The 21,693-nt window shown below is 61.3% G+C and carries 15 protein-coding genes; 3 read left to right on the top strand and 12 right to left on the bottom strand.

Features of this window, described 5'->3' with window-relative positions; all coding sequences use genetic code 11:
• Positions 1-122: 122 nt before the first annotated feature.
• From AB5Y82_RS05275 to ygfK, 7 genes are all read right to left on the bottom strand, one after another.
• Positions 123-1,424, bottom strand: a complete 1,302-nt coding sequence (locus AB5Y82_RS05275; RefSeq protein ID WP_180343373.1) for an NCS2 family permease — start codon at positions 1,422-1,424, stop codon at positions 123-125.
• Positions 1,425-1,821: 397 nt separating this feature from the next.
• Positions 1,822-3,138: a guanine deaminase gene (gene guaD, locus AB5Y82_RS05270; protein ID WP_111901149.1), complete on the bottom strand. Its 1,317-nt coding sequence runs from the start codon at positions 3,136-3,138 to the stop codon at positions 1,822-1,824.
• 52 nt (positions 3,139-3,190) lie between these two features.
• Positions 3,191-4,714 carry a nucleobase:cation symporter-2 family protein gene (locus AB5Y82_RS05265; RefSeq protein WP_111901163.1) on the bottom strand — a complete coding sequence of 508 codons (1,524 nt, stop codon included), beginning with the start codon at positions 4,712-4,714 and terminating at the stop codon, positions 3,191-3,193.
• Positions 4,715-4,809: 95 nt separating this feature from the next.
• Positions 4,810-7,707, bottom strand: coding sequence for a molybdopterin-dependent oxidoreductase Mo/Fe-S-binding subunit (locus AB5Y82_RS05260; RefSeq protein WP_204356850.1), 2,898 nt, complete (start codon positions 7,705-7,707; stop codon positions 4,810-4,812).
• Complete coding sequence (gene ygfM, locus AB5Y82_RS05255) at positions 7,704-8,480, bottom strand: molybdopterin-dependent oxidoreductase FAD-binding subunit (RefSeq protein WP_368173738.1); 777 nt, start codon at positions 8,478-8,480, stop codon at positions 7,704-7,706. Before ygfM ends, AB5Y82_RS05260 begins: the two co-directional genes overlap by 4 nt.
• An 80-nt stretch (positions 8,481-8,560) precedes the next feature.
• The gene (gene ssnA, locus AB5Y82_RS05250) at positions 8,561-9,889 is read right to left on the bottom strand and encodes a putative aminohydrolase SsnA (RefSeq protein WP_368173737.1); all 1,329 of its coding nucleotides are present in this window, start codon (positions 9,887-9,889) and stop codon (positions 8,561-8,563) included.
• Between the two features lie 30 nt (positions 9,890-9,919).
• Positions 9,920-13,030: a putative selenate reductase subunit YgfK gene (gene ygfK, locus AB5Y82_RS05245; protein ID WP_204477145.1), complete on the bottom strand. Its 3,111-nt coding sequence runs from the start codon at positions 13,028-13,030 to the stop codon at positions 9,920-9,922.
• Positions 13,031-13,166: 136 nt separating this feature from the next.
• Between ygfK and AB5Y82_RS05240 the strand changes: the two genes are divergently transcribed.
• Entirely contained in the window at positions 13,167-13,394 is a 228-nt protein-coding gene (locus tag AB5Y82_RS05240; protein WP_147746113.1) for a hypothetical protein, read from the top strand.
• Positions 13,395-13,503: 109 nt separating this feature from the next.
• On the opposite strand, the gene mocA is transcribed toward AB5Y82_RS05240, so the two are convergent.
• Complete coding sequence (gene mocA / locus AB5Y82_RS05235; RefSeq protein WP_111901144.1) at positions 13,504-14,163, bottom strand: molybdenum cofactor cytidylyltransferase; 660 nt, start codon at positions 14,161-14,163, stop codon at positions 13,504-13,506.
• Positions 14,164-14,167: 4 nt separating this feature from the next.
• Here mocA and yqeC point away from each other — a divergent pair, with 4 nt between their 5' ends.
• Together yqeC and yqeB are read left to right on the top strand one after the other, a co-directional pair.
• On the top strand, positions 14,168-15,016 hold the full coding sequence (gene yqeC, locus AB5Y82_RS05230) for a selenium cofactor biosynthesis protein YqeC (RefSeq protein ID WP_368173736.1): 849 nt from the start codon (positions 14,168-14,170) through the stop codon (positions 15,014-15,016).
• Between the two features lie 27 nt (positions 15,017-15,043).
• A complete protein-coding gene (yqeB, locus tag AB5Y82_RS05225; RefSeq protein ID WP_368173735.1) occupies positions 15,044-16,636 on the top strand; it encodes a selenium-dependent molybdenum cofactor biosynthesis protein YqeB in 1,593 nt (530 codons plus the stop codon).
• 70 nt (positions 16,637-16,706) lie between these two features.
• Here the strand turns inward: yqeB and AB5Y82_RS05220 are convergent, their stop codons facing one another.
• From AB5Y82_RS05220 to AB5Y82_RS05205, 4 genes are all read right to left on the bottom strand, one after another.
• Positions 16,707-17,630, bottom strand: coding sequence for a DMT family transporter (locus tag AB5Y82_RS05220; protein ID WP_368173734.1), 924 nt, complete (start codon positions 17,628-17,630; stop codon positions 16,707-16,709).
• A 193-nt stretch (positions 17,631-17,823) separates the two neighbouring features.
• Positions 17,824-18,756, bottom strand: coding sequence for a carbamate kinase (gene arcC / locus AB5Y82_RS05215; RefSeq protein WP_042062637.1), 933 nt, complete (start codon positions 18,754-18,756; stop codon positions 17,824-17,826).
• A 95-nt stretch (positions 18,757-18,851) separates the two neighbouring features.
• A complete protein-coding gene (gene hydA / locus AB5Y82_RS05210; protein ID WP_368173749.1) occupies positions 18,852-20,276 on the bottom strand; it encodes a dihydropyrimidinase in 1,425 nt (474 codons plus the stop codon).
• Between the two features lie 114 nt (positions 20,277-20,390).
• The gene (locus AB5Y82_RS05205) at positions 20,391-21,608 is read right to left on the bottom strand and encodes a YgeY family selenium metabolism-linked hydrolase (RefSeq protein ID WP_164536767.1); all 1,218 of its coding nucleotides are present in this window, start codon (positions 21,606-21,608) and stop codon (positions 20,391-20,393) included.
• Positions 21,609-21,693: the final 85 nt, after the last annotated feature.

Genomic DNA, 21,693 nt, shown 5'->3' with positions numbered 1-21,693 from the left:
TCCCCCAACTGCGGAGACGGCCGAGGCGTGATAGCCAGCCAAGGCAGGCTGATCAACGCAGGGATAAAATAGCAGACATAAAAATGGGGCCGCCAGAGCGACCCCAAACGGGAGGGTTATCCCTAAATAGCCCACCCTCCAGCATAAAAGAGCACCAGCGCCAGGGCGATGACCACGGTGCCGACGTTGAGCTTGTGCCACTCCTTCGAGCAGATGCGGCCGATCACCAGCGAGCTGAAGCCAAGCATGATGCCGGTGACGATGTTGCAGGTGAGCACGATAAAGACGGCGCACACCAACCCGGACATGGCCCCGACAAAGTCATCGAAATCGAGCTTGGTGACGTTGCTCAGCATCAAGAGCCCCACATACATCAGGGCCGGAGCAGTGGCATAGGCGGGCACAAGATAGGAGAGCGGCGAGAGGAACAGCATCAGCAGGAACAGGCCGCCGACCACGGTCGCGGTCAGGCCGGTTTTGCCTCCCGCCGCCGTGCCCGCCGCCGATTCGATATAGACGGCAGCGGGGGCCGCCCCCACCAGACTGGAGAAGATGCTGCTGACCGAGTCGGCACTGAGCGCCTTGCCGCTGTTGATGATGTGACCATCCTTATCGAGCAGGTTGGCCTGCCCCGCCACGGCGCGGATGGTACCGGTGGCATCGAATACCGCCGTCATCACCAGCGCCAGCACGCTGGGCAACACCAGCGGCGAGAGGGCCCCCATGATATCCAGACTGAAGATGAGGGACTTGCCCTGATCGTCCGAGAGGCTCGGCAGGGCGAACAATCCCTGATACTTCACCGCCGGATCGAAGATAAGGCCGAAGATGGAGATGGCGATGATCACCAGCAGGATCCCCCCCGGTACTCTCAGCTTCTCCAGCCCGAAGATCACCGCAAGGCCGATCAGGGACATAATGACCGGCATCGAGGTAAAGGCCCCCAGCGCCACCGGCAGCCCCTCGAGCGGGTTCTTGATCACCAGCCCCACCCCGTTGGCGGCGATAAGCAGCAGGAAGAGACCAATCCCGATGCCGGTGCCGTGGGCAATCCCCATCGGCAGGTTGTCGAGGATCCAGCTACGCACCCCGGTCACCGAGATAGCGGTAAACAGCACCCCCATCAGGAAGACCGCCCCCAGCGCCACCGGAATGGGGATCTGCTGCCCCAGCACCAGACTGAAGGCGGTAAACGCTGTGAGGGAAATAGCGCAGCCGATGGCCATCGGCAACTTGGCCCAGAGCCCCATCAAGAGCGAACCGAACCCCGCCACCAGACAGGTGGCGACAAACACGGCGCCGGGAGGAAAACCCGCCTTGCCGAGCATGCTCGGCACCACGATCACCGAGTAGACCATGGCAAGGAAGGTGGTGAGGCCCGCCAGAACCTCCTGTCTGACATTGCTGCCCCGCTCGCTGATCATAAAGTAGCGATCAAGAGCCGTGAGCGGCTGTTGCTTTGCTGCGCTCTGGCTGGCGTCATCATTGGCCAGCTGTTCCACGCTGTTTGTCCTGCTGTTTGCTTGGGTCATACCCAACTCCTTCACACGCGCCTGAATGTTCCATGACGAAATGGCGACAGGATCTGCGGGTCTGCCGAGCGCCAGCCTGATGAGAAACAGGCGATGGTGGCAGAGGATGCGACAGACAGACCAGGGCAGGCAGCCTTGACTCAAACGTTTGCCTTGCTGGTCAAAAAAACCGGGCCATTTCACGTTCTATGCGGGGAGATCCCCTGTGGTGCGGCAAGACTGGCGCCCCTGTGGGGCACGCCAGCCGCCGTATTCGTCGGGGCTGCGCCGCGGCAGCCCACTCCAGCCCCTACCCCCGTTCATGCACCAGCTGGCCATCCACATAGGTGCGGTAGATGGATCTGTCATCCCCCAGGGTCAACAGCACAAAGAGCTTGTCCCGCAGGGTTGTGGAGTTGTCATAACGCAGCTGCTGCAGCGGGGTGGCGACCGGGTCGAGCACCACGAAGTCCGCCTCCTTGCCCACCGCAAAGCTGCCGATCTTCTCGTCAAGCCCCAGCGAATGGGCGCCGCCCAGAGTGGCCAGATAGAAGGCCTGATAGGCCGATAGCCGCTCGCCCTGCAACTGCATCACCTTGTAGGCCTCGTTGAGGGTCTGCAGCATGTTGAAGGTGGTGCCCGCGCCGATGTCGGTGCCCATCCCCACCTTCACCTGCTTGCGCCACGCCTTGTGCAGCTTGAACAGGCCGCTGCCGAGATAAAGATTCGAGGTGGGACAAAACGCGATGGTGGAGCCGGTCTCCTTCAAGCAATCCCACTCCTGCTCTTCCAGATGGACGCAGTGGGCAAACACGCAGTTGTGGCCGGTCAGCCCATGCTGGTGATAGACATCGAGATAGCCCTTGTGCGCCGGGAACAGGGATTTGACCCAGGCGATCTCGTCCTTGTTCTCGCACAGATGGGTGTGCAGATAGGTGGTGGGAAACTCTTCGCGCAGTCGCCGTGCCATCGCCAGCTGCGCGGGTGTCGAAGTAGGTGCAAATCGTGGTGTGATGGCATAGAGCAGTCGACCATTGCCGTGCCAGCGCTCGATAAGCTGCTTACTCTGCACATAGCTGCTCTCGGCGGTATCGAGCAGATAATCGGGCGCATTGCGATCCATCATCACCTTGCCCGCGATCATCCGCATATTGATACGGCTGGCCGCCTCGAACAGGGCGTCTACCGACTCGGGGTGAACGGTGCCGAACACCAGCGCCGTGGTGGTGCCGTTGCGCAGCAGCTGCTTGATAAAGAAGGTGGACATCTCGCGGGCATATTCGAGATCGTTGTAGCGCCGCTCGGCGGGGAAGGTGTGGCGGTTGAGCCACTCCAGCAGTTGCTCGCCATAGGCCCCTACCATCTCGCTCTGGGGATAGTGAATGTGGGTATCGACAAAGCCCGGCACTATCATCTTGCCGCGATAATCGCGCACCCGCACTTCGGTCGGAATGCGATCTTTCCCCTCCTCCCACTCACCGAACCAGTCGATGCAGCCGTTGCGAATGATCAGCAGACCATCCTCGATAAGGCGGGCGTTGGACTCAATCTCCTCGGGCTGATCCACCACCCGGGTGATATCGAAGAAGCTGCCGCGTACCGCTTTGACAGAGTTGTCGTTTTTCATAACCGTTTCCCTGTTTTTCTTGTTCTGTTGACGTTTTTTGCCGGTTTAACCGTCAGATCCGTTCCACCTGTGGCGCCACCGCCTCCCCGGGTACTGGCTCTGGTGAACCCTCACCCTTGCTGGCCGATGGCTGGCCCGCACTGCGGGCGGTAAAGATCACATCCGGCTTGTCGCTCAGCTGGATCACCTCCACCGCCTCGGCATCCCTGACGGCTGCCTTGCGCTTGCGGCTTTGCGGCAGCACCAGATTCATGATGATGGCGGTGATGCCGCCGGCGCAGATGGGGTTCTCCACCAGCATGTAGATACCCGCCGGCAGCACCTTGAAGACGTTCGGGTCATAGGAGACCCCGAGCCCAAGACCCAGCGAGGTGGCGACAATCAGGGTCTCCCGCCGATCGAAACCGTGGCTGATGATGATGCGACCACCAGCGATGGCGATCATGGAGAACATGATGACCATGGCGCCACCCATCACAGGTGACGGTATGGTGGTAAAGAAGCGCCCCACCACCGGGAAGAGCCCCAGCAGCACCAAAATGACGGCAATAAACTTGCCCACATGGCGTGACGCCACCCCGGTCATCTGGATGACGCCGTTGTTCTGGGCAAAGGTGGTGAGTGGCAAAGAGCCGAGGGCCGAGGCGATCACCGATACCAGACCGTCCGCCAGCACACCGCCGGAGAGCCGTTTTTGAAACTCGGGGCCCTGAATATCCCGGTGGGAGACCATGGCGGTGGCGGTGATATCCCCCACCGCCTCCAGCACGCTCAACAGATAGATGGTGCCCGCCAGCATAAAGGCGTGAAAATCGAAGGAGAAACCGTACTTGAACGGGATCGGCACCGTAATAAGCGGCAGGTCCTCAAGGGCGGAGAAATCTACCATACCGAGCATCAGGGCCACCGCATAGCCCACCATCAGACCGATGGCGATCCCGCTCATCCGCAGCAGCGGACTTCGGCTGCAGTTGAAGGCGACGATGACGCAGAGCACCAAGAGCCCCAGCCCGATGTGCTCGTATTTGCCAAAGGTGCCGCTGCTCATGGCGGAGAAGCCGCCGCCAAAGTCGATGATCCCCACCTTGATAAGGCTCAGGCCAATCATCAGCACCACTACCCCGCTCACGGTCGGGGTGATCACCCGCTTGAGGTAGGGCAGCACAAAGGAGGAGCCCATCACCAGAAAGGCACCGACAAAGGAGACCCCGAGCAGGGTCGAGACGATCAGCTCCTCATGGATGCCATCTTTTTTCATGGCGCCGCCGAGCGCGATCATCACGGTGACGAAGGAGAAGTTGACCGACTGGATGGAGAGCAGCCCAGACCCGATGGGGCCATAACGGTTCACCTGCAGCCAGGTGCCGATACCGGAGGCGATCATCGCCATGGAGACCAGATAGGCGGTGATCTCGGTGGAGAGACCCAGGGCGCCGCCGACGATCAGCGCCGGGGTTACCATAGGAACAAAAATGGCCAGCAGATGGGTCACTGCGCCCATCAGGGTTTGATAAAACGGGGGTTTGTCTTCCAGCTCGTAAATGAGATCCGAGTGCTTGCGTGTTGTTTTAGACATCATGTTTGTCCCATCACACAGAATGTAGGCGGAGTACTCATTCCGCCGTCAGGCGCTGGGGGCGAGCTGGCGCCCGCCCCTCACCTTTTCTTTTGTTATACCGACACTTTTTGCTCCAGCTTGCCCAGCTCGCGCAGGATCTGCTCCGGCGTGAAATGCCACTTGCGCAACCAGACACCACAGGCGTCGTGGATGGCGGTGGCGATGGCAGGCGCGGCGCCGTTGACCCCGATCTCCGAGATGGACTTGGCGCCGTAAGGGCCGACCTTGTCGTCACTCGGTACCAGGAAGGCCCGGAAGTCGCGCGGAATGTCGCCAATCTTGGGCGCGCCATAGCTCTTCAGATCCCGGGTGAGCGGAATGCCCTTGCCGTCGTAGCAGATCTCCTCGGTCAATGAGTGGCCGATGGCCCGCATGGTCGCCCCGTAGATCTGGCCGAGCGCCAGTTCCGGGTTGATGGGGGTGCCGCAGTCGAGCAGGGCGTAGAACTTGTCGAGCCGGATCTCGCCGGTTCTGACGTTGACCGCCACCTCGGCGAAGTTGGCCCCGTACGGGAAGGCAAGCTCAGAGGTGATGTAGCTGGCGGTGCCCACGAGGATACCGAAGCCGGTACCGGTCTCGGCCTTGTGGGCCAGCTTGGCGAGGGTCACCTCCCCCTGCTTGCCGCGCACTATGCCCGGATGAACCAGCTCCACATCCTCCACCGGCTCGCCCAGCATGGCGGCGCCGTGGAACAGGATCTTCTCCTTGAGGTTCTCGGCCGCCTTTTTGGCCGCGTTGCCGGAGAAGCAGGTACCTGACGAGGCGTAGGCCCCCTTGTCGAACAGGGCATGGTCGGTATCGCCAGAGATCACATGCACATCGCTGAGCGGGCAACCGAGCACCTCGGCGGTCAGCTTGGCGACCACGGTATCGAGGCCGGTACCGATATCGGCGCCACCGGAGTGGACGATAAAGGTGCCGTCAGATTCCAGCTTGACCATGCAGTTGGCCTGATCGATATCCGGGATCCCCGATTTTTGCATGATGATGGCGACGCCACGGCCGATGCGCCAATCCCCGTCGGCGGGTTTGGGGCTATCCCAGGCAATCAGTTCGCGACCCTGTTTGAGGATGGGCTCGAGGGCGCAGCTGGCCGCATGGGGCACCGAAGTAGGCATCTTGCCCTCGCCGATGGCACCCAGCACCTTGAGGATGTCCCCTTCATGCACCCGGTTGTGCTCCACCATGTCGAGCTGATCGATCCCCAGTTTCTCGGCAAGCTCGGCAATGGCCATGGTCAGGGCGAAGTTGCCCTTGGGCGCGCCATAACCCTGATAGGCCCCGGTCGGACAGATGTTGCTGTAGTAGGTGTTGACGGTAAAGCGCACGTTGTCGCACGGATAGAGCGGCAGGGAGAGCGCCGGGCCGTTGCTCGGCACCGTCAATGAGTGGTTGCCGTAAGGGCCGGTGTTGGCGCGAAAATCCATGTCGATGGCGGTAATAGTGCCATCTTTTTTGGCCCCTATTTTGACCTTCACCTTGGCCACGTGGCGGGAGGTGTTGCTGATGAACTCCTCTTCACGGGTATAGCGGAAGGTGACCGGACGGCCGGTGACTTTCGTGGCCCAGGCGCATACCTCTTCCAGCAGGATATCCTGCTTGGAGCCAAAGCCGCCCCCTACCCGCTCCTTGATCACATGCACTTGGTGCTGCTTCATGCCGACGATGCGCGCCACCTGACGGCGCACGTGCCACGGCACCTGGGTGGAAGCGTGAATGACCAGACGATCACCATCCATGTAGGTGAAGCAGATGTGCGGCTCGGTCGGGCACTGCTGGGCCTGGGTTGATTCGTAGGTGCGCTCGACAATCTCGTCCGCCTCGGCAAAGCCCTTGGCTACATCGCCGATCTGGCCATGGACGCTGGCGGCCAGGTTCTCGTGCGGGCGGGAACCGATGGGGAAGTTGATGATCATGTGTTCGTCGCCGCGGCGCACCGAGCAGGCGTTCTGCTGCTCGAGATCCGCAGGCGCCCCGGCCATATAGACAATGGGCTCGTCGTGCACCAGGGGTGCATTGGGGGCCATCGCCTCATCGATGTTCATGACCGCTGGCAACATCTGATACTCGACCTCGATGAGTTTGAGGGCCGCCAATGCGATGGCTTCGCTCTCGGCCACCACGGCGGCGACCCGATCACCGACGTGACGCAGCTTGCGGCCAAACATGCGGCGATCGAGGGGTGACGGCTCGGGAGCACTCTGACCACCCGGGGTGTAAAACACATCCGGGCAGTTGAGGTGGGTGATGACATGCACGACGCCCGGCAGCGCCTCGGCGCGGCTCACATCGAGTTTGGTGATCACCGCATGGGGATGGGGGCTGCGCAGCATCTTGATGATCAACGCATCTTCAGTAACCCGATCCTCCACATAACAGGGCTTGGCCTGCACCATCTTGGCGGCGTCCACTTTTGGGCAGCTCTTGCCGATATGGCGCAAATCGTCGCGAAACTCGGGGGCGATCTGGCACAGGTAATCGGGATCCTTCATCCGTGAACAGGCAAGCTCGATGGCCTGATAGAACTGCTGATAACCGCCATCGCGGTGAAACAGGCCCGAGAGGGCATCGTCGATTTGATCACGGGTAGGCTCGGGATGGCGATCAAGCAGGTCGGTGACGATGAGCGCGGCGGCCGGATCGTTGTAGCCGGACTGCACCACCCCCACATCCACCATCGCCTGCTGTACCAGACTGAGCTGGTTCCAGCTGCCCAGCGACTCGGCGGTGCGCACCTCTGATCCATCCAGCTGGGCGGCGATCAGCAGGGAGGCGTTGATCACCTTGCCATTGAACAGGATGGCATCGGAACCGGCAAAGCCGAAGCTGTCGTCACTGTTACGCACCGAGTGCATCCGGCACTGGTTGAACAGCACCCGTTGGGCATTGTCACCGGCCTTGCAGATGACGGTGCGCAGGGCACCGTTCAGGGTAAAGTTGAGTTCCATCATGCTTGCACCTCCTGCTGCTGGCAATCCACCAGCAGATCCGCCACCACTACACCGGTGATATACCGCTTGTAACTTATGCTACCCGCCAAGTCCTCACGGGGCGCAATCAGCTCGCTCACGGCGGCCTCCAGCGCGGCATCGTGCAGATCACGGCGCTCCAGATCCCGCAGGCGCATCGGCTGCGGGGTGACGCCAGCGACGGCCACCCGCATCTCGCCAATGCTGTCGAGGGCTACCGCGGCGGTCATCACCGCCAGCCCATCGGCGTTGCGGCTGATGCGGCGGGTGGCGCAGCGCAGTTCAGGCTCCGGCAACACAATCCCCAGCACCAGGGCATTGCGCTGGCCCGCCAGATAGGCGTCGATGGGTTGCAGCAGGTTGTTCTCCAGCACGACCACGGCTTCGAGTACCAGCAGTACCGGCAACAGCGGGGAGTCCTGCTGCTGGCAGGCAAGTTCGCCGCCAATGGTGGCCTGATTGCGCAGATGGCGGGAGTAGACAAACCCCAGCGCGTCGCACAGGGCGGCCGGGGTGCGGGGATCCTCTTTCAGGGTCTGCAGGGTGACGGTGGCGCCGATATGGAGCTGGCCGTGCTGCTGCTCAATCTGGTTCAGTCCCAGCTTGTCCAGTGAGATAGCGACCTTCTTGTCGGTGCGGGTCGGGGCGGCGTTAAGCTTGCTGCCGCCTCCCATGTAGACGGCGTCGTTGCCGAAGCTGGCCTTGAGTTCCAAAGCCTGACCCAGTTGCTCGGGTCGGAAGAATTGCTCAATCATGTGTCGTCCTTACTCTTGCTGCCCGCCGCCGGGGAGATCCACAGGGCGGGCAATCCGGTCCAAAACTGTGGAAGATGGCCTTAGGCCAGCTGATCCATCCGTTGCCACAGGCGGCTCGCCACCTTGCTGGCCTGCTCGTAAATGGGCGCGACGTCAAAGGCGAACTCGCGATCCTGATAGACCATGCGCCCCTCCACCATCACGCTGTTGACGCTGTTCGATCCCATACCAAAGGCGAGATGGCCCCCGAGGTTGCGCGGCGCCAGCGGGGTCGGTGCGTCGTAGTCGCAAATGGTGAGGTCGGCCTTGTAGCCGGGCTCCAGGCGGCCAAATTTGGCGCCGAAGTTACGCTCCAGCAAGGTGTTGCCGTTCCACAGGAAGCGGGCAAAGCTGTCGGGCCACAGCGCGCCACCGGCATCCTTGTGCTTGAAGTAGGCGAACTTGAGCTCTTCGAGCATGTCGGAGCCGATGCCATCGGTACCGAGCGCCAGATTGCGATACTCCGGCAGGTGCATGTTGTAGCCCACGTGGTTGTTCATGTTGGAGCGGGCGTTGTGCACCAGGAAGGCATCGCGGCTGTTGAGCAGCTCGATGTCGGCCGGGCTCAGGTAGATACCGTGGGCGACAAGCGACTTGCTGTCGATAAGGCCAAACTCGTCCAGCCGGGCGATGGGCTCCTTGCCATAGTGGTGGTGGCCGTGGGCCATGTCGTAGCGGTCTTCCGCCACATGGATATGCAGGCCGCGACCGGTGACCTGCACCGCTTCGCGCAGCATGGCCAGCCCCTCGTCAGGTACGGTGAAGGGGGCGTGGGCACCGATATGGGCCTCCACCAGATAGGGTTCGTTCCCCTTGGCTTTGGTCGCATCGATCTGTTGGGCGAACAGGATGTTCTCCTCTACCCCGGCCTGCAGCTCGGCGAGACCGCCGTTGCGATCCGTGGTCTCGAAGCAGGTCATGCCGCGCAGGCCCGCTTCCACAAACCCTTTGCGCAGCACGTTCAGGGAGCCCTTGATGAAGTTGGGCGAGGCGTGGTGGTCGATCACCGCGCTGCAGCCGCTCTTGATCGCCTCCAGCGAGCAGATGAGACCGCTGTAGTAGAGGGACTCTTCATCGAGCGCCCGATCGAGCCGCCACCAGAGGTTTTTCAGGGTGGAGATAAAATCCGGGCAGGGGGCGATATTGGCCATGATCCCCCGCGACAGGCCTGAGTAGAAGTGGTTGTGGGCACAGACGATGCCCGGCATCACCAGCTTGCCGCCCATCTCCCGATAGTTGGCCTCCGGGTAGATGGCCCGCAGATTGGGCCCTACCGCTTTGATAAGGGTGCCTTCGATGGCGATATCCACCCCTTCCAGTACCCGGGTCGGCTCCAGCTGGACGGCGGTGACGTTCTTCAGAATAAACATGGTTTGCTCCTTCGCTTATTCGTTATTCGCTCAGGCCTCGACGGCCCCCAGCAGGTAGTGGTGATGGGCGTGGACATGGCTGATGATCCGGCACATGTCGCCAAGGGCCGCTGGCACATCCTTGATCCGGCTCTGGGCATCTATGGTCAGGCGATAGGTCTCGCCATCCTGACGCACCCGCAGTTCGCCACCGTCAGCCAGATAGAAACCGGGGTTGCGGCTGTTGTCGAAGTCCTCGGGCAGGCTGAAGATGGTGACCTTGTCCTGATAGGGCTTGCCCTGCCACGGGCAGAACTGGGCGCAGTTGCCACATTCGTTGCAGTAGGCATCCAGGTGCAGGGTCTGGAACTGGTCTTTGAAGCCCGGGACTGCGATGGCGACGTTGGCCCGGTTGGGGCAGACATCCACGCACTTGCTGCAGAGGTAGTTGCACTCGAGGCAGCGGTGCGCCTCTTGCGCCACGAAGGCATCCCGCTCGTTTTTGTCGACCAGGGTGACGGCGATGCTCCCCTTGCGGCGATAGATCTCATCCTTGCCCGACGGCTGGATGGTCACTTCACTCTGCTGGCTGGCTATATGCTCGCGAGAGAGCACCAGATCCGCGGCGCGGCGGGCACCACCGATGGCACCGACGATGGAGGATGGGCCGCTCTGCACGTCACCGATAAGGAAGACGTTGCGACGGCTGGTTTCGCCAGTCTGGCCATCCACCTCGGGCCAGCCATCGCTGCCAAGAGGAATGCCCATCGCTTTGAGCACCTCGCAGTCAGGCTGCTCGCCGATGGCGGTGATCAGCGCATCCATCTGCATCACTTCGGTCTGCTCGGTGGGCACAGGACGGCGGCGGCCCTGCTCGTCAGGATCCCCCAGCGCCATCATCCGCACGGTGAGCTTGCCATCTTTGTCAAAGCGCTCCGGATTGGTGAGGAAGCAAAAACGCACCCCATCCTCCACCGCTTCCAGATACTCCTCGCGATAGGCGGGCATCTCTTTCTCGCTGCGACGGTAGATCACGGTCACATCGCTGACACCCGGCACCTTGAGGGCGGCGCGGGCACAGTCCATGGCGGTGTTACCGGCACCGATCACCGCCACATGGCGGCCCAGCGGCAGCGGTTTGCCCTGATTGAAGCTGCGCAGGAAGTTGAAGGATTTGTAAATCCGCTCGTGCCCCCCCTCGAGGCGCATGCCGCCATTCTTGTCGGCGCCGATGCCGACGAATACATAGGTAAAGCCCTGGGCGTGCAGCTTGTCGACGGTGAGCGCCGGATCGCAGCCAAACTCGAACTTGACCCCGTGGGCGGCGACAAAGTCGATATCGTGCTGGATAAGCTCGGCCGGAATGCGGAACTCGGGGATGATGTGTTTGACCACGCCACCGGCATCCGCTTCGCGCTCGAACACGGTGACCGGGTGGCCGGCACGGGCCAGGAAGTAGCCAGCAGAGAGACCTGCCGGACCAGCACCAATAACCGCAACCGGGTGCTTGTCACCGCTGCCTGCCGGTTTGTGCCAGCGCGCCTTGTACCCTTCCCAGCCGCGCTCCAGCGCTACTTTTTTCAGCTCGCGGATATTGAGCGGGCTGTCGTAGTCGAGACGGGTGCAGTTGTACTGACACTGGTGATCGCAGATATGGCCGGTGATGGCGGGCAAGGCGTTGCGCTGATAGATCAGCTCAAGGGCTGCCACATACTCCCCCTCGCCCATCAGACGAATGTACTCGGGGATATCCTGATGCACGGCGCAGGCGGTGACACAGGGCGCCACGTAGCAGTCGGTCATCGGCAGACCGCCACCCACTTCGATACGATCGTCGGACTTCCACTCCTTCTGGGTGTAATCCATGGTGAGGGCCTTGGCGGCAAGTGCTTCCAACTTCGCCACATCCACCTGACTCATGCCCCAACTATCGGAGGCGTCGATCTCTTTGAGGCACTCGATCTGGCGCAGGTAACCACCCGGTTTCAGCAGGTCGGTGGCCATGGTGATGGGACGAATACCGGTCTCGAAGATCTCGGCGATGTTGAACTTGCTGGCACCACCCGAGTAGGAGATGGGCAGCTTGCCATCGAAGGCGCGTGACAGCACTGCGGCCACGTTGATGGAGAGCGGGAACAGTGCCCGGCCGGACATATACATCTCATCACCCGGCAGCGCCCCCTTGCGGTTGATAGTGCCCAGGGTGTTGGTGAGTTTCACCCCAAAGGTGAGCCCCTTCTCGGCCCCCAGCGCCAGCAGGCGGGTCAGCATCGCCTTGGCCTGATCCTGCTTTAGGTCGTGATCGAACGACTCTTCGCTCAGACCAATGTAATCAAAGCCGCAAGTGTCGAGGATCTCGCGCACCCGCGGGTAGCCCAGCAGGGTCGGGTTCAGTTTGACGAAGGTGTTGAGTCCCTTCTCTTCCAGCATGTAGCGGCAGATGGCCTCGATCTCGTTCGGCGGGCAGCCGTGCATGGTGGAGAGGGTGACACCGTGCACCAGCTCGGCCGGGATGCGATCCACCAGCTGTTGCAGACGATCGCGGCGCGCTCCCAGCCCCAGCTCGGCGATAAACTGCTCGTCGGCCACCAGCTCGCGCAACACCTGCTGGTACTCGGCAAATTTCGGACTTTGGCTTGCATCCATCAGGCTGTGGATAAACTGCTGCATCGATGGCTGTTTGATGCCATCGAGGTTGTAACCCACGCTCATGTTGAAGATGAAGGACTTGGCCTCTCCGTCGAGACGGGGATCGAACACCTCTTCCAGCAGGTAGAGGGCAAACCAGGCTTTCAGATACTCGTCAAACGCCTTGGGCAGGGTGAACTCGGTAGACCACTCGGTGTTGAAGCACTCGTCTTCGGCATCGATGCAGGGCTTTTCCAGTTCGAGACGGTCCAGGATCTGCACCGTCTTGAGCTCGATAAAGCGCCCGCCGGTCAGCCAGGAGGTGACGATGTTCTGGGCCAATTGGGTATGGGGGCCGGCTGCCGGGCCAATGGGAGTCTCGCAGGTTTCACCGAACACCTTGATCTTGCGCTCGTCCTGCTTGCGATAAAATTGTGCGGCGGGAATACCGAAAATGCTCTGACTCTCTTTATATTCCGCAAAAATACGGGTCAGCAGGTTCTTGAAGGGAACGGGTCGCATAATATCGCCCATAGCTATCTCCTTGCAGCTGTTCTGCCCATTGGCAGCATGAATAAATGGGGTATCCCGCACGGGCATTACCCCTTGGCAAGGAGAGGAGCAACTATCAGGCCACTCCATCGGCAAAACTATTTTTTAGGGTAAAAGCGTGAGATGGCTCGAATTAATGAAGGGTGTTTGGCATGCCGCCATCATGATTGATGAGAGTGGTTATCAATCACTTGAAATTTTATTCAAGGCAATGCCAGAGAAAAAAGAGAAGTATCAAATCGGCAGCGATAAATATCACTTTGATAGGGTGAAAATCATCCAGCATTATCGCAAGCCAGCCCCGGCCAATATGGTCGGGGCTGGCTTAAAAGTCACTGCCATATAAAAGGCAGTCGTCGTTATTTCGGTTTATCCGAAGGCTGCGAGATGACTCGGCGTTACCGCCCCGCTGGCTGCCATTGCACGCAAAGGGAGCTGGGCCCCAACGATGCGACTCAGCCCTGCTCGGTCGTAAGCTCGTCGGCAGAACGCAGCTCCAGTTCGCCACGGATCAGCGCCTGATAGCGCTCGGGGGTATCGATATCAAAGAGGATGGCAGGACTCTCGACCGGTATGGTGCGATGGGGACGTTGCAGCAACCAGCGGCGCACCGAACCCTGTGCCGGCGCGGCAGCCAGCTCCCTTGCGAGGGATTTTGGCAGCAAGACCGGATGACCCGTCTCCCCCTCAAAGCTCGGGAACAGGGCGAGCTCTCCGCGCGCCTGCCACAACTGCTGATAGACCTCGCACGGGATACAGGGAAGATCCCCGTGGCTGATAAAGAGGTAGTCAGCATTGCTGGCCGCCAGAGCGCAGCGGATGGAACTGCCCAGCCCCAACTCATAGTCAGGGTTATGGACGATGAGAATGTCGGGGCGATTCCCATAACAGGCAGCGAGTTCGGCCCCGCGATGACCCACGACCAAAATAATCCGGGAGCAGAAGGCCAGGGCATTTTTGAGACTTGCATCAAGAATTGTCCCCGAGCCATAAGGTAGCATCATTTTCCATGCCCCCATGCGGGATGACAAACCTGCTGCGGTAATTATACAGTCACACTGTTCACGCCCCCGAGCCTGCACCTTTTCATTCACCTCGCTATTTATTTCGGTCATTGTCATGTCCTTGCCACACTCTGTTATTCACGCGTTTCCGGATATTGGTTCGCTTTTAAATCCACTGCTTGAAAATAGTGACAACCATACCACGCTAATTAGCCTTTGCGGCGCCGGTGGAAAAACCAGCACCCTGTCCTGGCTGGCGGAATATTTTTATCAACAGGGTAAAAGGGTGCTAATTACCACCACCACCCGGATGTTTCTGCCTGCCCCGTCACACTATCGGGAATTGATCCTGGAAGCCGATCCCGTCCGCCAGCTGACCCGCTGTCAGCAACTGCCCGATGAGCCGACCCTGGTTGCCCTGTTCAGCCATCTCGACGAGCGCACCGGAAAGGTGGCGGGCCCCACGCCCCAGCAGATTGATCTCATCAAGGGGCAGCAGCGCTTCGATCTTATCCTGGTCGAAGCGGATGGCGCCAATCACAAGTTATTGAAAGTACCCGCTTTGCACGAACCTTGCATTCCCCAGAGCAGTGATTGGGTGATCGCCCTGACAGGCGGCGCCATGGTGGGGGCCAAGGCCGACCCGCAGCAGATCCACCGCTGGGCAGAGCTTCAGGCCCTGTGCGGGATAGAGGCCGGTGACCCGCTCGACTGGGCCCTGTTTCACCAGCTGCTCTCCCACCCCGAGGGGCTGTTCAAGGGCACCCCGGCCAGGGCGCGCCGGATCTGGTTTATCAATGGGGATTATCAAAATGAGGCGTCGTGGCTCGATGAATTGATAAAGCTGCATAGCCGCCACCCCGAGATCCACGCCATCTGGCAGGGGGCGGTTCGCGAGCCACAGCCCATTCGCCTCGCACTCGGTTACTTCGCTCAGGATGAGGCACAGCCGCCTCGCCCATGATGGTTTAAGGATAAGAAGAGGTACCTTATGAATCTTTTTGCACACGCAGCCCGACTGGAACAGGAGAACACGCCGTTTGCCATTGCCCAGATCATCGAGAGCCGTGGCTCCACCCCCCGCCATCAGGCCCAGATGCTGGTGATGGCCGATGGCCAGATCCTCGGCACCATCGGCGGCGGCATGATCGAGCGGCTGGTGATCGAGGAAGCGATGGCCGCGATTGCCGAGCGCAAGCCGCGCATCTTCCACGGCCGGATGGCACGCAACGGTGAGCATGCGGTCGGATCGGATTGCGGTGGTGCCATGTCGGTCTATATCGATGTCTATGGTCTGCGACCACGGCTGGTGCTCATTGGTGCCGGCCACGTCAACCGGGCTGTGGCCCGTGCTGCGGCGCCGCTCGGCTTTGATGTCCATGTAGGGGATTGCTTCGAGGGGAGCCTCAACCCTGACCTCTTCCCGGCCGGTACCCATCTGGTGCAGGCCGATACCATCAGTGCGGTGATCGAGAAACTGGCCATCGAGCCCGCCAACTTCGTCATCATTGCCACCAACCATCAAGACAAGGAGGCGCTGGATCGGCTCATCAGCCGTCCCCTCGCCTATCTGGGACTGCTCGCCAGCAAGCGCAAGGTGCAGACCTTCACCCAGGCGCTGCGCCAGCAAGGGGTGAGCCAAGAGCAACTGCAGCAGTTGCACGCCCCCATCGGTTACAACATCGGAGCCGAAACCCCCGAGGAGATCGCCATCAGTATCCTCGCCGAGCTGCTGCAGGTGAAAAACGGCAAAGCGGGTGGGCTGATGCAGGACGATGTTCGCCTCAAGCGGGATCAGCTGGTGGTGATGCGCGGCTCCGGCGATATCGCCACCGGGGTGGCGCTGCGCCTGCACAATGCAGGCTTCAAGGTGGTGATGCTGGATCTCGACAAGCCCACGGTGATCCGCCGCACCGTCGCCTTCGCTCAGGGGATGTTCGACGGCGAAACAAGGGTCGAGGGAGTGCGAGCCAAGCGGGTCGAGAGCGTCGAACAGGCGTTCGAGCAGCTGGATCGGGGCGTCATTCCGCTACTGGTTGACCCTGACTGTGCCACCCTCGCCGAGCTCAAGCCCCGCTATCTGGTGGATGCCATCCTCGCCAAGCAGAATCTCGGCACCCACAAGGAGATGGCCCCCATTACGGTGGCCCTTGGCCCGGGGTTTGAGGCCGGGCGCGACTGCGATGCGGTCATTGAGACCAACCGCGGTCATCATCTGGGCCGGGTCATCTATCAGGGCCCTGCCCAGCCCAATACCGGCATTCCCGGGGTGATCGAGGGGCACTCCGCCCGCCGGGTGGTGCGCGCCCCTGTCGCCGGGGTGATGAAGAGCATTATCAAGCTCGGTGATCTGGTGCAGGAGGGAGATGTGATCGCCCATGTAGGTGACACCCCCATTATCGCGCCGCTCTCCGGCATGGTACGGGGATTGCTCAGCGATGACATCGAGGTGACCGTCGGCTTCAAGATCGGTGACATCGACCCCAGAGGCGAGCGGGCCGACGCCACTACGGTATCGGACAAGGCACGCGCCATCGGCGGCGCCGTGCTGGAAGCCATGATGCATCTAGCCCAGCGCCGATAATAGAGTGTTCTTAAAACCAAAAGGGCCCGCCATGATGGCGGGCCCTTTTATTTCGTTGCCAGCAATCGGCTCAACCGTGTTTGATGCGGGTCTCTCCTGCGACCGACACCACGGAGCGGTTGCCCTTGCGACTGATCACCAACAATGCCAGCACGATAAGGGCGATACCGCTCCCCTCCACCGGCCCCGGGTTTTCCCCGAGCAGCCACCAGGAGAGCAGCACGCCGGTCACCGGCACCGCCAGAGTGCTGAGGCTGGCGATACCCGCTGGCAGTTTTTTCAGCACAAACAACCAGAGACTCCAGGCGATGGCGGTGGCAAAAATAGCGCTATAGGCCAGCGCCCCCATCACGTAGGGCTGCCAGTCGATGGGGCGCTCCGGCACCAGCACCGCCACCAGCGCCATCACTACGGTTGCGTAGATCATCTGCCAGGTGGTGAGGGACATCAGATCCACCCCGGGGTGGCGGGCATACATCCGCTTGGCGATGATGGCGCTGATCCCCCAGCAGATGCCGGAGGCAATCCCCAGCAGCGCGCTCTTCATGGAATCCAGATGCAGTTGCCAGGGCTCGATCACCAAGAGCAGCCCGCCGGCCGCTACCCCGACTGCCAGATAGTGGAGCTTGCGCATCCGCTCGCCGAGAAAGAGCGCCGCGAAGATCACCACCCAGAACGGCATGGTGTAACTCAAAATGGCCACCTTGCCCGCCCCGCCGCTGATCAGCGCCCACTGGGCCAACCCCACCATGCCGCAGGTCTGGAACAGGGCGATGGCGAGGGTATAGCGAAACGGGGTGGGTTTGAGATAACGGCGCCCGCGCAGCGCCAATACCAGCAGCAGAACCAGAGATCCGCACAGGCAGCGCAGGGCGGTGAACTCGAAGGCCCCCGCGTAGAGCATCACCTGCTTCATCACGATCCAGCTGTAACTCCAGATGGCGGTGAGCAGGATCAATCCCACCAGCGCCGCCATATTGATCTTTCCGCTCATCTCTCACCACGCATAGCTCTGCCTTTCGCCTTTTGTTCCGATGGGCCAACCCTTATCGGGGTGGCTATCTTACCCCTGTGCTGGCGGGCTGCCCACGATCTATGGGAAATCGACCTCAGCCACAGTAGCGCCCGAGCCAAAAACATCAGGGGGCCAAGGCCCCCTGTCTATCACCCCGTCATCGCGTTGCACGCTACAGGCTGATCACGGTACCGGTCTTGCCAGCGATCCCCTCGGCTGCCTTTTCCAGCAGGGTGATGAGAGATTTTCGCCCCGGCAGAGATGTGGCAAACGAGAGCGCAGCCTCCACCTTGGGCAACATGGATCCTTTGGCAAACTGCCCTTGGGCGATAAAGCTGTTGGCATCGGCCACGCTCAGCTGATCGAGCCACTGCACATCGGGCTTGCCGAAGTTGATGGCAACCTTCTCCACCGCGGTGAGGATGATCAGCATGTCGGCGTCGATAAGCTCCGCCAGCTTGGCACTGGCCCAATCCTTGTCGATCACCGCACTGGCACCGCGCAGGTGATTGCCCTCCCGCAGCACCGGAATGCCGCCGCCACCGACGGTGATCACCACCTGACCGGCGGCCAGCATGGCAGAGACGGTCTCTTTCTCGATGATATCTACGGGTTTGGGAGATGCGACCACTCTGCGATAGCCACGGCCGGCATCCTCTTTGAGCCGCTCGCCCTTGGCCATCAGCGCCTCGGCCTCCTCCTTGCTGAAGAAGCCGCCGATGGGCTTGCTCGGGTCAAGGAAGGCGGGATCGTTTTTATCCACCTCAACCTGGGTCACCAGAGTGGCAACCGGCTTGTGGATGCCGCGTTCCAGCAGGGCTTCACGCAGGGCATTTTGCAGGTCATAACCGATATAACCCTGACTCAGGGCCACGCAGACCGACATGGGCAGATGGGGGGATTTGGGCTCGTGGCGAGCCGCCACCTCGAACGCCTGCTGAATCATCCCCACCTGCGGCCCGTTGCCGTGGGTCACCACCACCTCGTGCCCCTGGGCGATCAGGTCGGCGATAGTGTGCGCCGTGCTCTGCACCGCCTTCATCTGCTCGGGCAGGTTGTTGCCCAGCGCATTGCCACCAAGGGCCAGTACGATTCTCTGTTTCATCTTGTTATCTCCAGTGATGGGACAAGCCGGCGCAATACCGGCCCACCTTTCGTTGTTCACATAACCTTGCTGCTCTGTCTGTTTCGAACGGATTGTCAGCCTGACACCGCGGGGCAAGGCGAGTGCAGATCCGGAGCCAACGCCGGATCAAAGGGCGCTCTGGCCAAAAACCGACCATGACCACGCCGCCCCAGAAACTCGCCGTCGCGAGCGACTATCTCGCCACGACTGAGGGTCATCCTGATCCGGCCGGGGCAATGCATCCCCTCGTAGGGGCTGTAGTCGCCGTTGTCATGCAGCAGTGGGTGAGAAATCAGGGTGTCACCGCGGGGATCCATGATCACCAGATCGGCATCAGACCCCGCTTGCAGGTTGCCCTTGCGCGGCCAGAGGCCAAACAGGCGCGCCGGGTTGGCGCTGGTGAGTGCCACGAAGCGCGACGGCGAGATGCGCCCGCCTAGTACCCCGTGGGAAAACAGCAGCAGCATCCGGTTTTCGACCCCAGGCAAACCATTGGGGCAGCGGCTGAAATCGCCCCCCGAGAGGGTCATGCGCTGGGCGTGGGAGAAGTTGCAGTGATCGGTCGCCACCGTGTCGATGTCACCCGCAGCGATACCGACCCACAGCTTGTCCTGCTCGCGGCGCGAGCGCAGCGGCGGGCTGAGCAGATAGTCGACCCCGTTCTCCCAGTAGTAGCAGGAATCATCCAAAAGCAGATATTGCGGGCAGGTCTCCACCCAGACCGGCTGACCCTGACGGCGCGCCAGTTTCAGATACTCCAGCCCCAGTCCGTTGGAGAGGTGGACGATATAGAGCGGCGCATTGCCCGCCAGCCCCGCCAGATTGATCATCCGGGCGATGGCCTCCGCCTCGCACTCCAGCGGGCGGCTCTGCGGGTGATACCAGGGCTCATGGTGACCCGCGGCCAGCAGTGCCGCCCGGCGCGCCGCGATGGCGGCATCGTTCTCGGGATGGACAGTGGCAAGCGCCCCCACCTCCTTGAGGCGGGCCAGGGCGCGCAGCACGTCATGGTCCCCCAGCTTGTACTGGTAGGTGAGATAGAGCTTGAAGCTGCTGATCCCCTCCTCCTGCACCATGGCGGCCATCTCATTAAGGATGGCGTCATCCACATGCTGGATCACGCCATGAAAGCTGTAGTCGATCACCGCCTGATCGGCGGCGTAGTCGTGATAACGGGCCAGCTGGTGATGCAGATTGCACCCCGCCGGGCCAAATCCCATGTGGTCGACGATGGTGGTGGTGCCACCACAGGCGGCGGCACGGGTACCGCTGAAGAAGTCATCGCAACTGCGGCCAATCCCCACATCGATGTTGAAGTGGGTGTGGACATCGATGCCACCCGGCATCACATAGCAGCCGCTGGCATCGATCAGCTCGGTTTCGCTATCGGGCTGGATATCGGCGGCACGGGCGCGGATCACCCCGTGCTCGATCAGCAGATCCTGACTATATTCACCCTGCGCATCGACCAACACACCGTTTTTGATCAGCCGTTTCATCCCCACCACCTCGAACATCACTTCAAACAGCAAAACCCCGCCTCAACACAGACGGGGCACTTGCCACACTTGCGACAGCCGGGCGGCGATGGCAGTCACCACCCAGCAGCCCCCTTACTTGTCCAGCTCGGCCAGATAGAGCATGGGGATCACGGCGTACATGGCGGCGCACTTGACCAGATGCTCTTTCCAGGTCTTCTCGTTCGGGGCGTGGGCTTCCGGCTCTTTACCCGGGCCAAAACCGATGACCGGAATACCGTGGCGACCCATGATGGAGACCCCGTTGGTCGAGAAGGTCCACTTGTCCACCACCGGCTCCTTGTTGAATAGCTCGCGATAAGCCTTGGAGAGGGTTTTGACGGTGATGTGATCCTCTTCCACCTTCCAGGTCGGGAAGTAGCACTCGGTCGGGTAGACCAGACCGGTGTAGGCCGGACGGTCGTACTGATACATGGAGACCTCGGCACCGGCGGCTTGCACCGCAGGCAGGGCGCGGATCTCGTCCAGCGCCCCTTGCCAGGTCTCGCCCCAGGTGAGACGGCGGTCGATGGAGACGGCGCAGCTGTCCGCCACGGCGCAGCGGCTTGGCGAAGTGAAGAAGATCTCGGAGACGGTCAGGGTGCCCTTGCCGAGGAAGTCGTCATGACCGAGGTTGTGGCTGAGCTCCTGCAGCTCGCCAAGGATGGGGCCCATCTTGAAGATGGCGTTGTCACCGCGCTCAGGCGCAGAGCCGTGGCAGCTCACCCCCTGCACTTCCACACGGATCTCCATGCGGCCGCGCTGGCCACGGTAGATCTGGCAGTCGGTGGGCTCGGTACTGACCACAAACTCGGGGCGGATCTTGCTCTGCTCGATGATGTACTGCCAGCAGAGACCGTCGCAGTCCTCTTCCTGCACGGTGCCGGTCACCAGCAGGGTGTACTCGTCTTCCAGCCCCAGATCCTTGATGATCTTGCCCGCGTAAACCATGGAGGCCATGCCGCCTTCTTGGTCAGATGCGCCGCGGCCACCGATGATCTCGTGATCTTCCATCCCCTCATAGGGGTCGAAGGTCCAGTTAGCTCGGTTACCGACCCCCACGGTATCGATGTGGGCATCCATGGCGATCAGGTGCGGGCCGTGGCCGATATAGCCCAGCACGTTGCCCATGGGGTCGATCTCGACCTTGTCAAAGCCAACCTTCTCCATCTCCTGCTTGATGCGCAGCACCACGCGCTCTTCATCGCAGCTCTCGCTCGGGATGGCGATCATGTCGCGCAGGAACTGACTCATCTCGGCCTTGTACTGGTAGGCCTTCTCCAACACCATTTCAAACGGAATTTGCTTGCTCATTGTGATTCTCCATAACAACTGAGAGTGCGCGGCCTGTTCGTCGGCAGCGCCCTGTGCCCGTTACCGCGCCCCGTTGGCGAGGCGC

Source organism: Aeromonas sp. s13 (assembly GCF_040907905.1).
Taxonomy (GTDB): domain Bacteria; phylum Pseudomonadota; class Gammaproteobacteria; order Enterobacterales; family Aeromonadaceae; genus Aeromonas; species Aeromonas veronii.
Note: the sequence above shows the minus strand (reverse complement) of the source record. Positions and strands in the feature narration are given on the sequence as shown.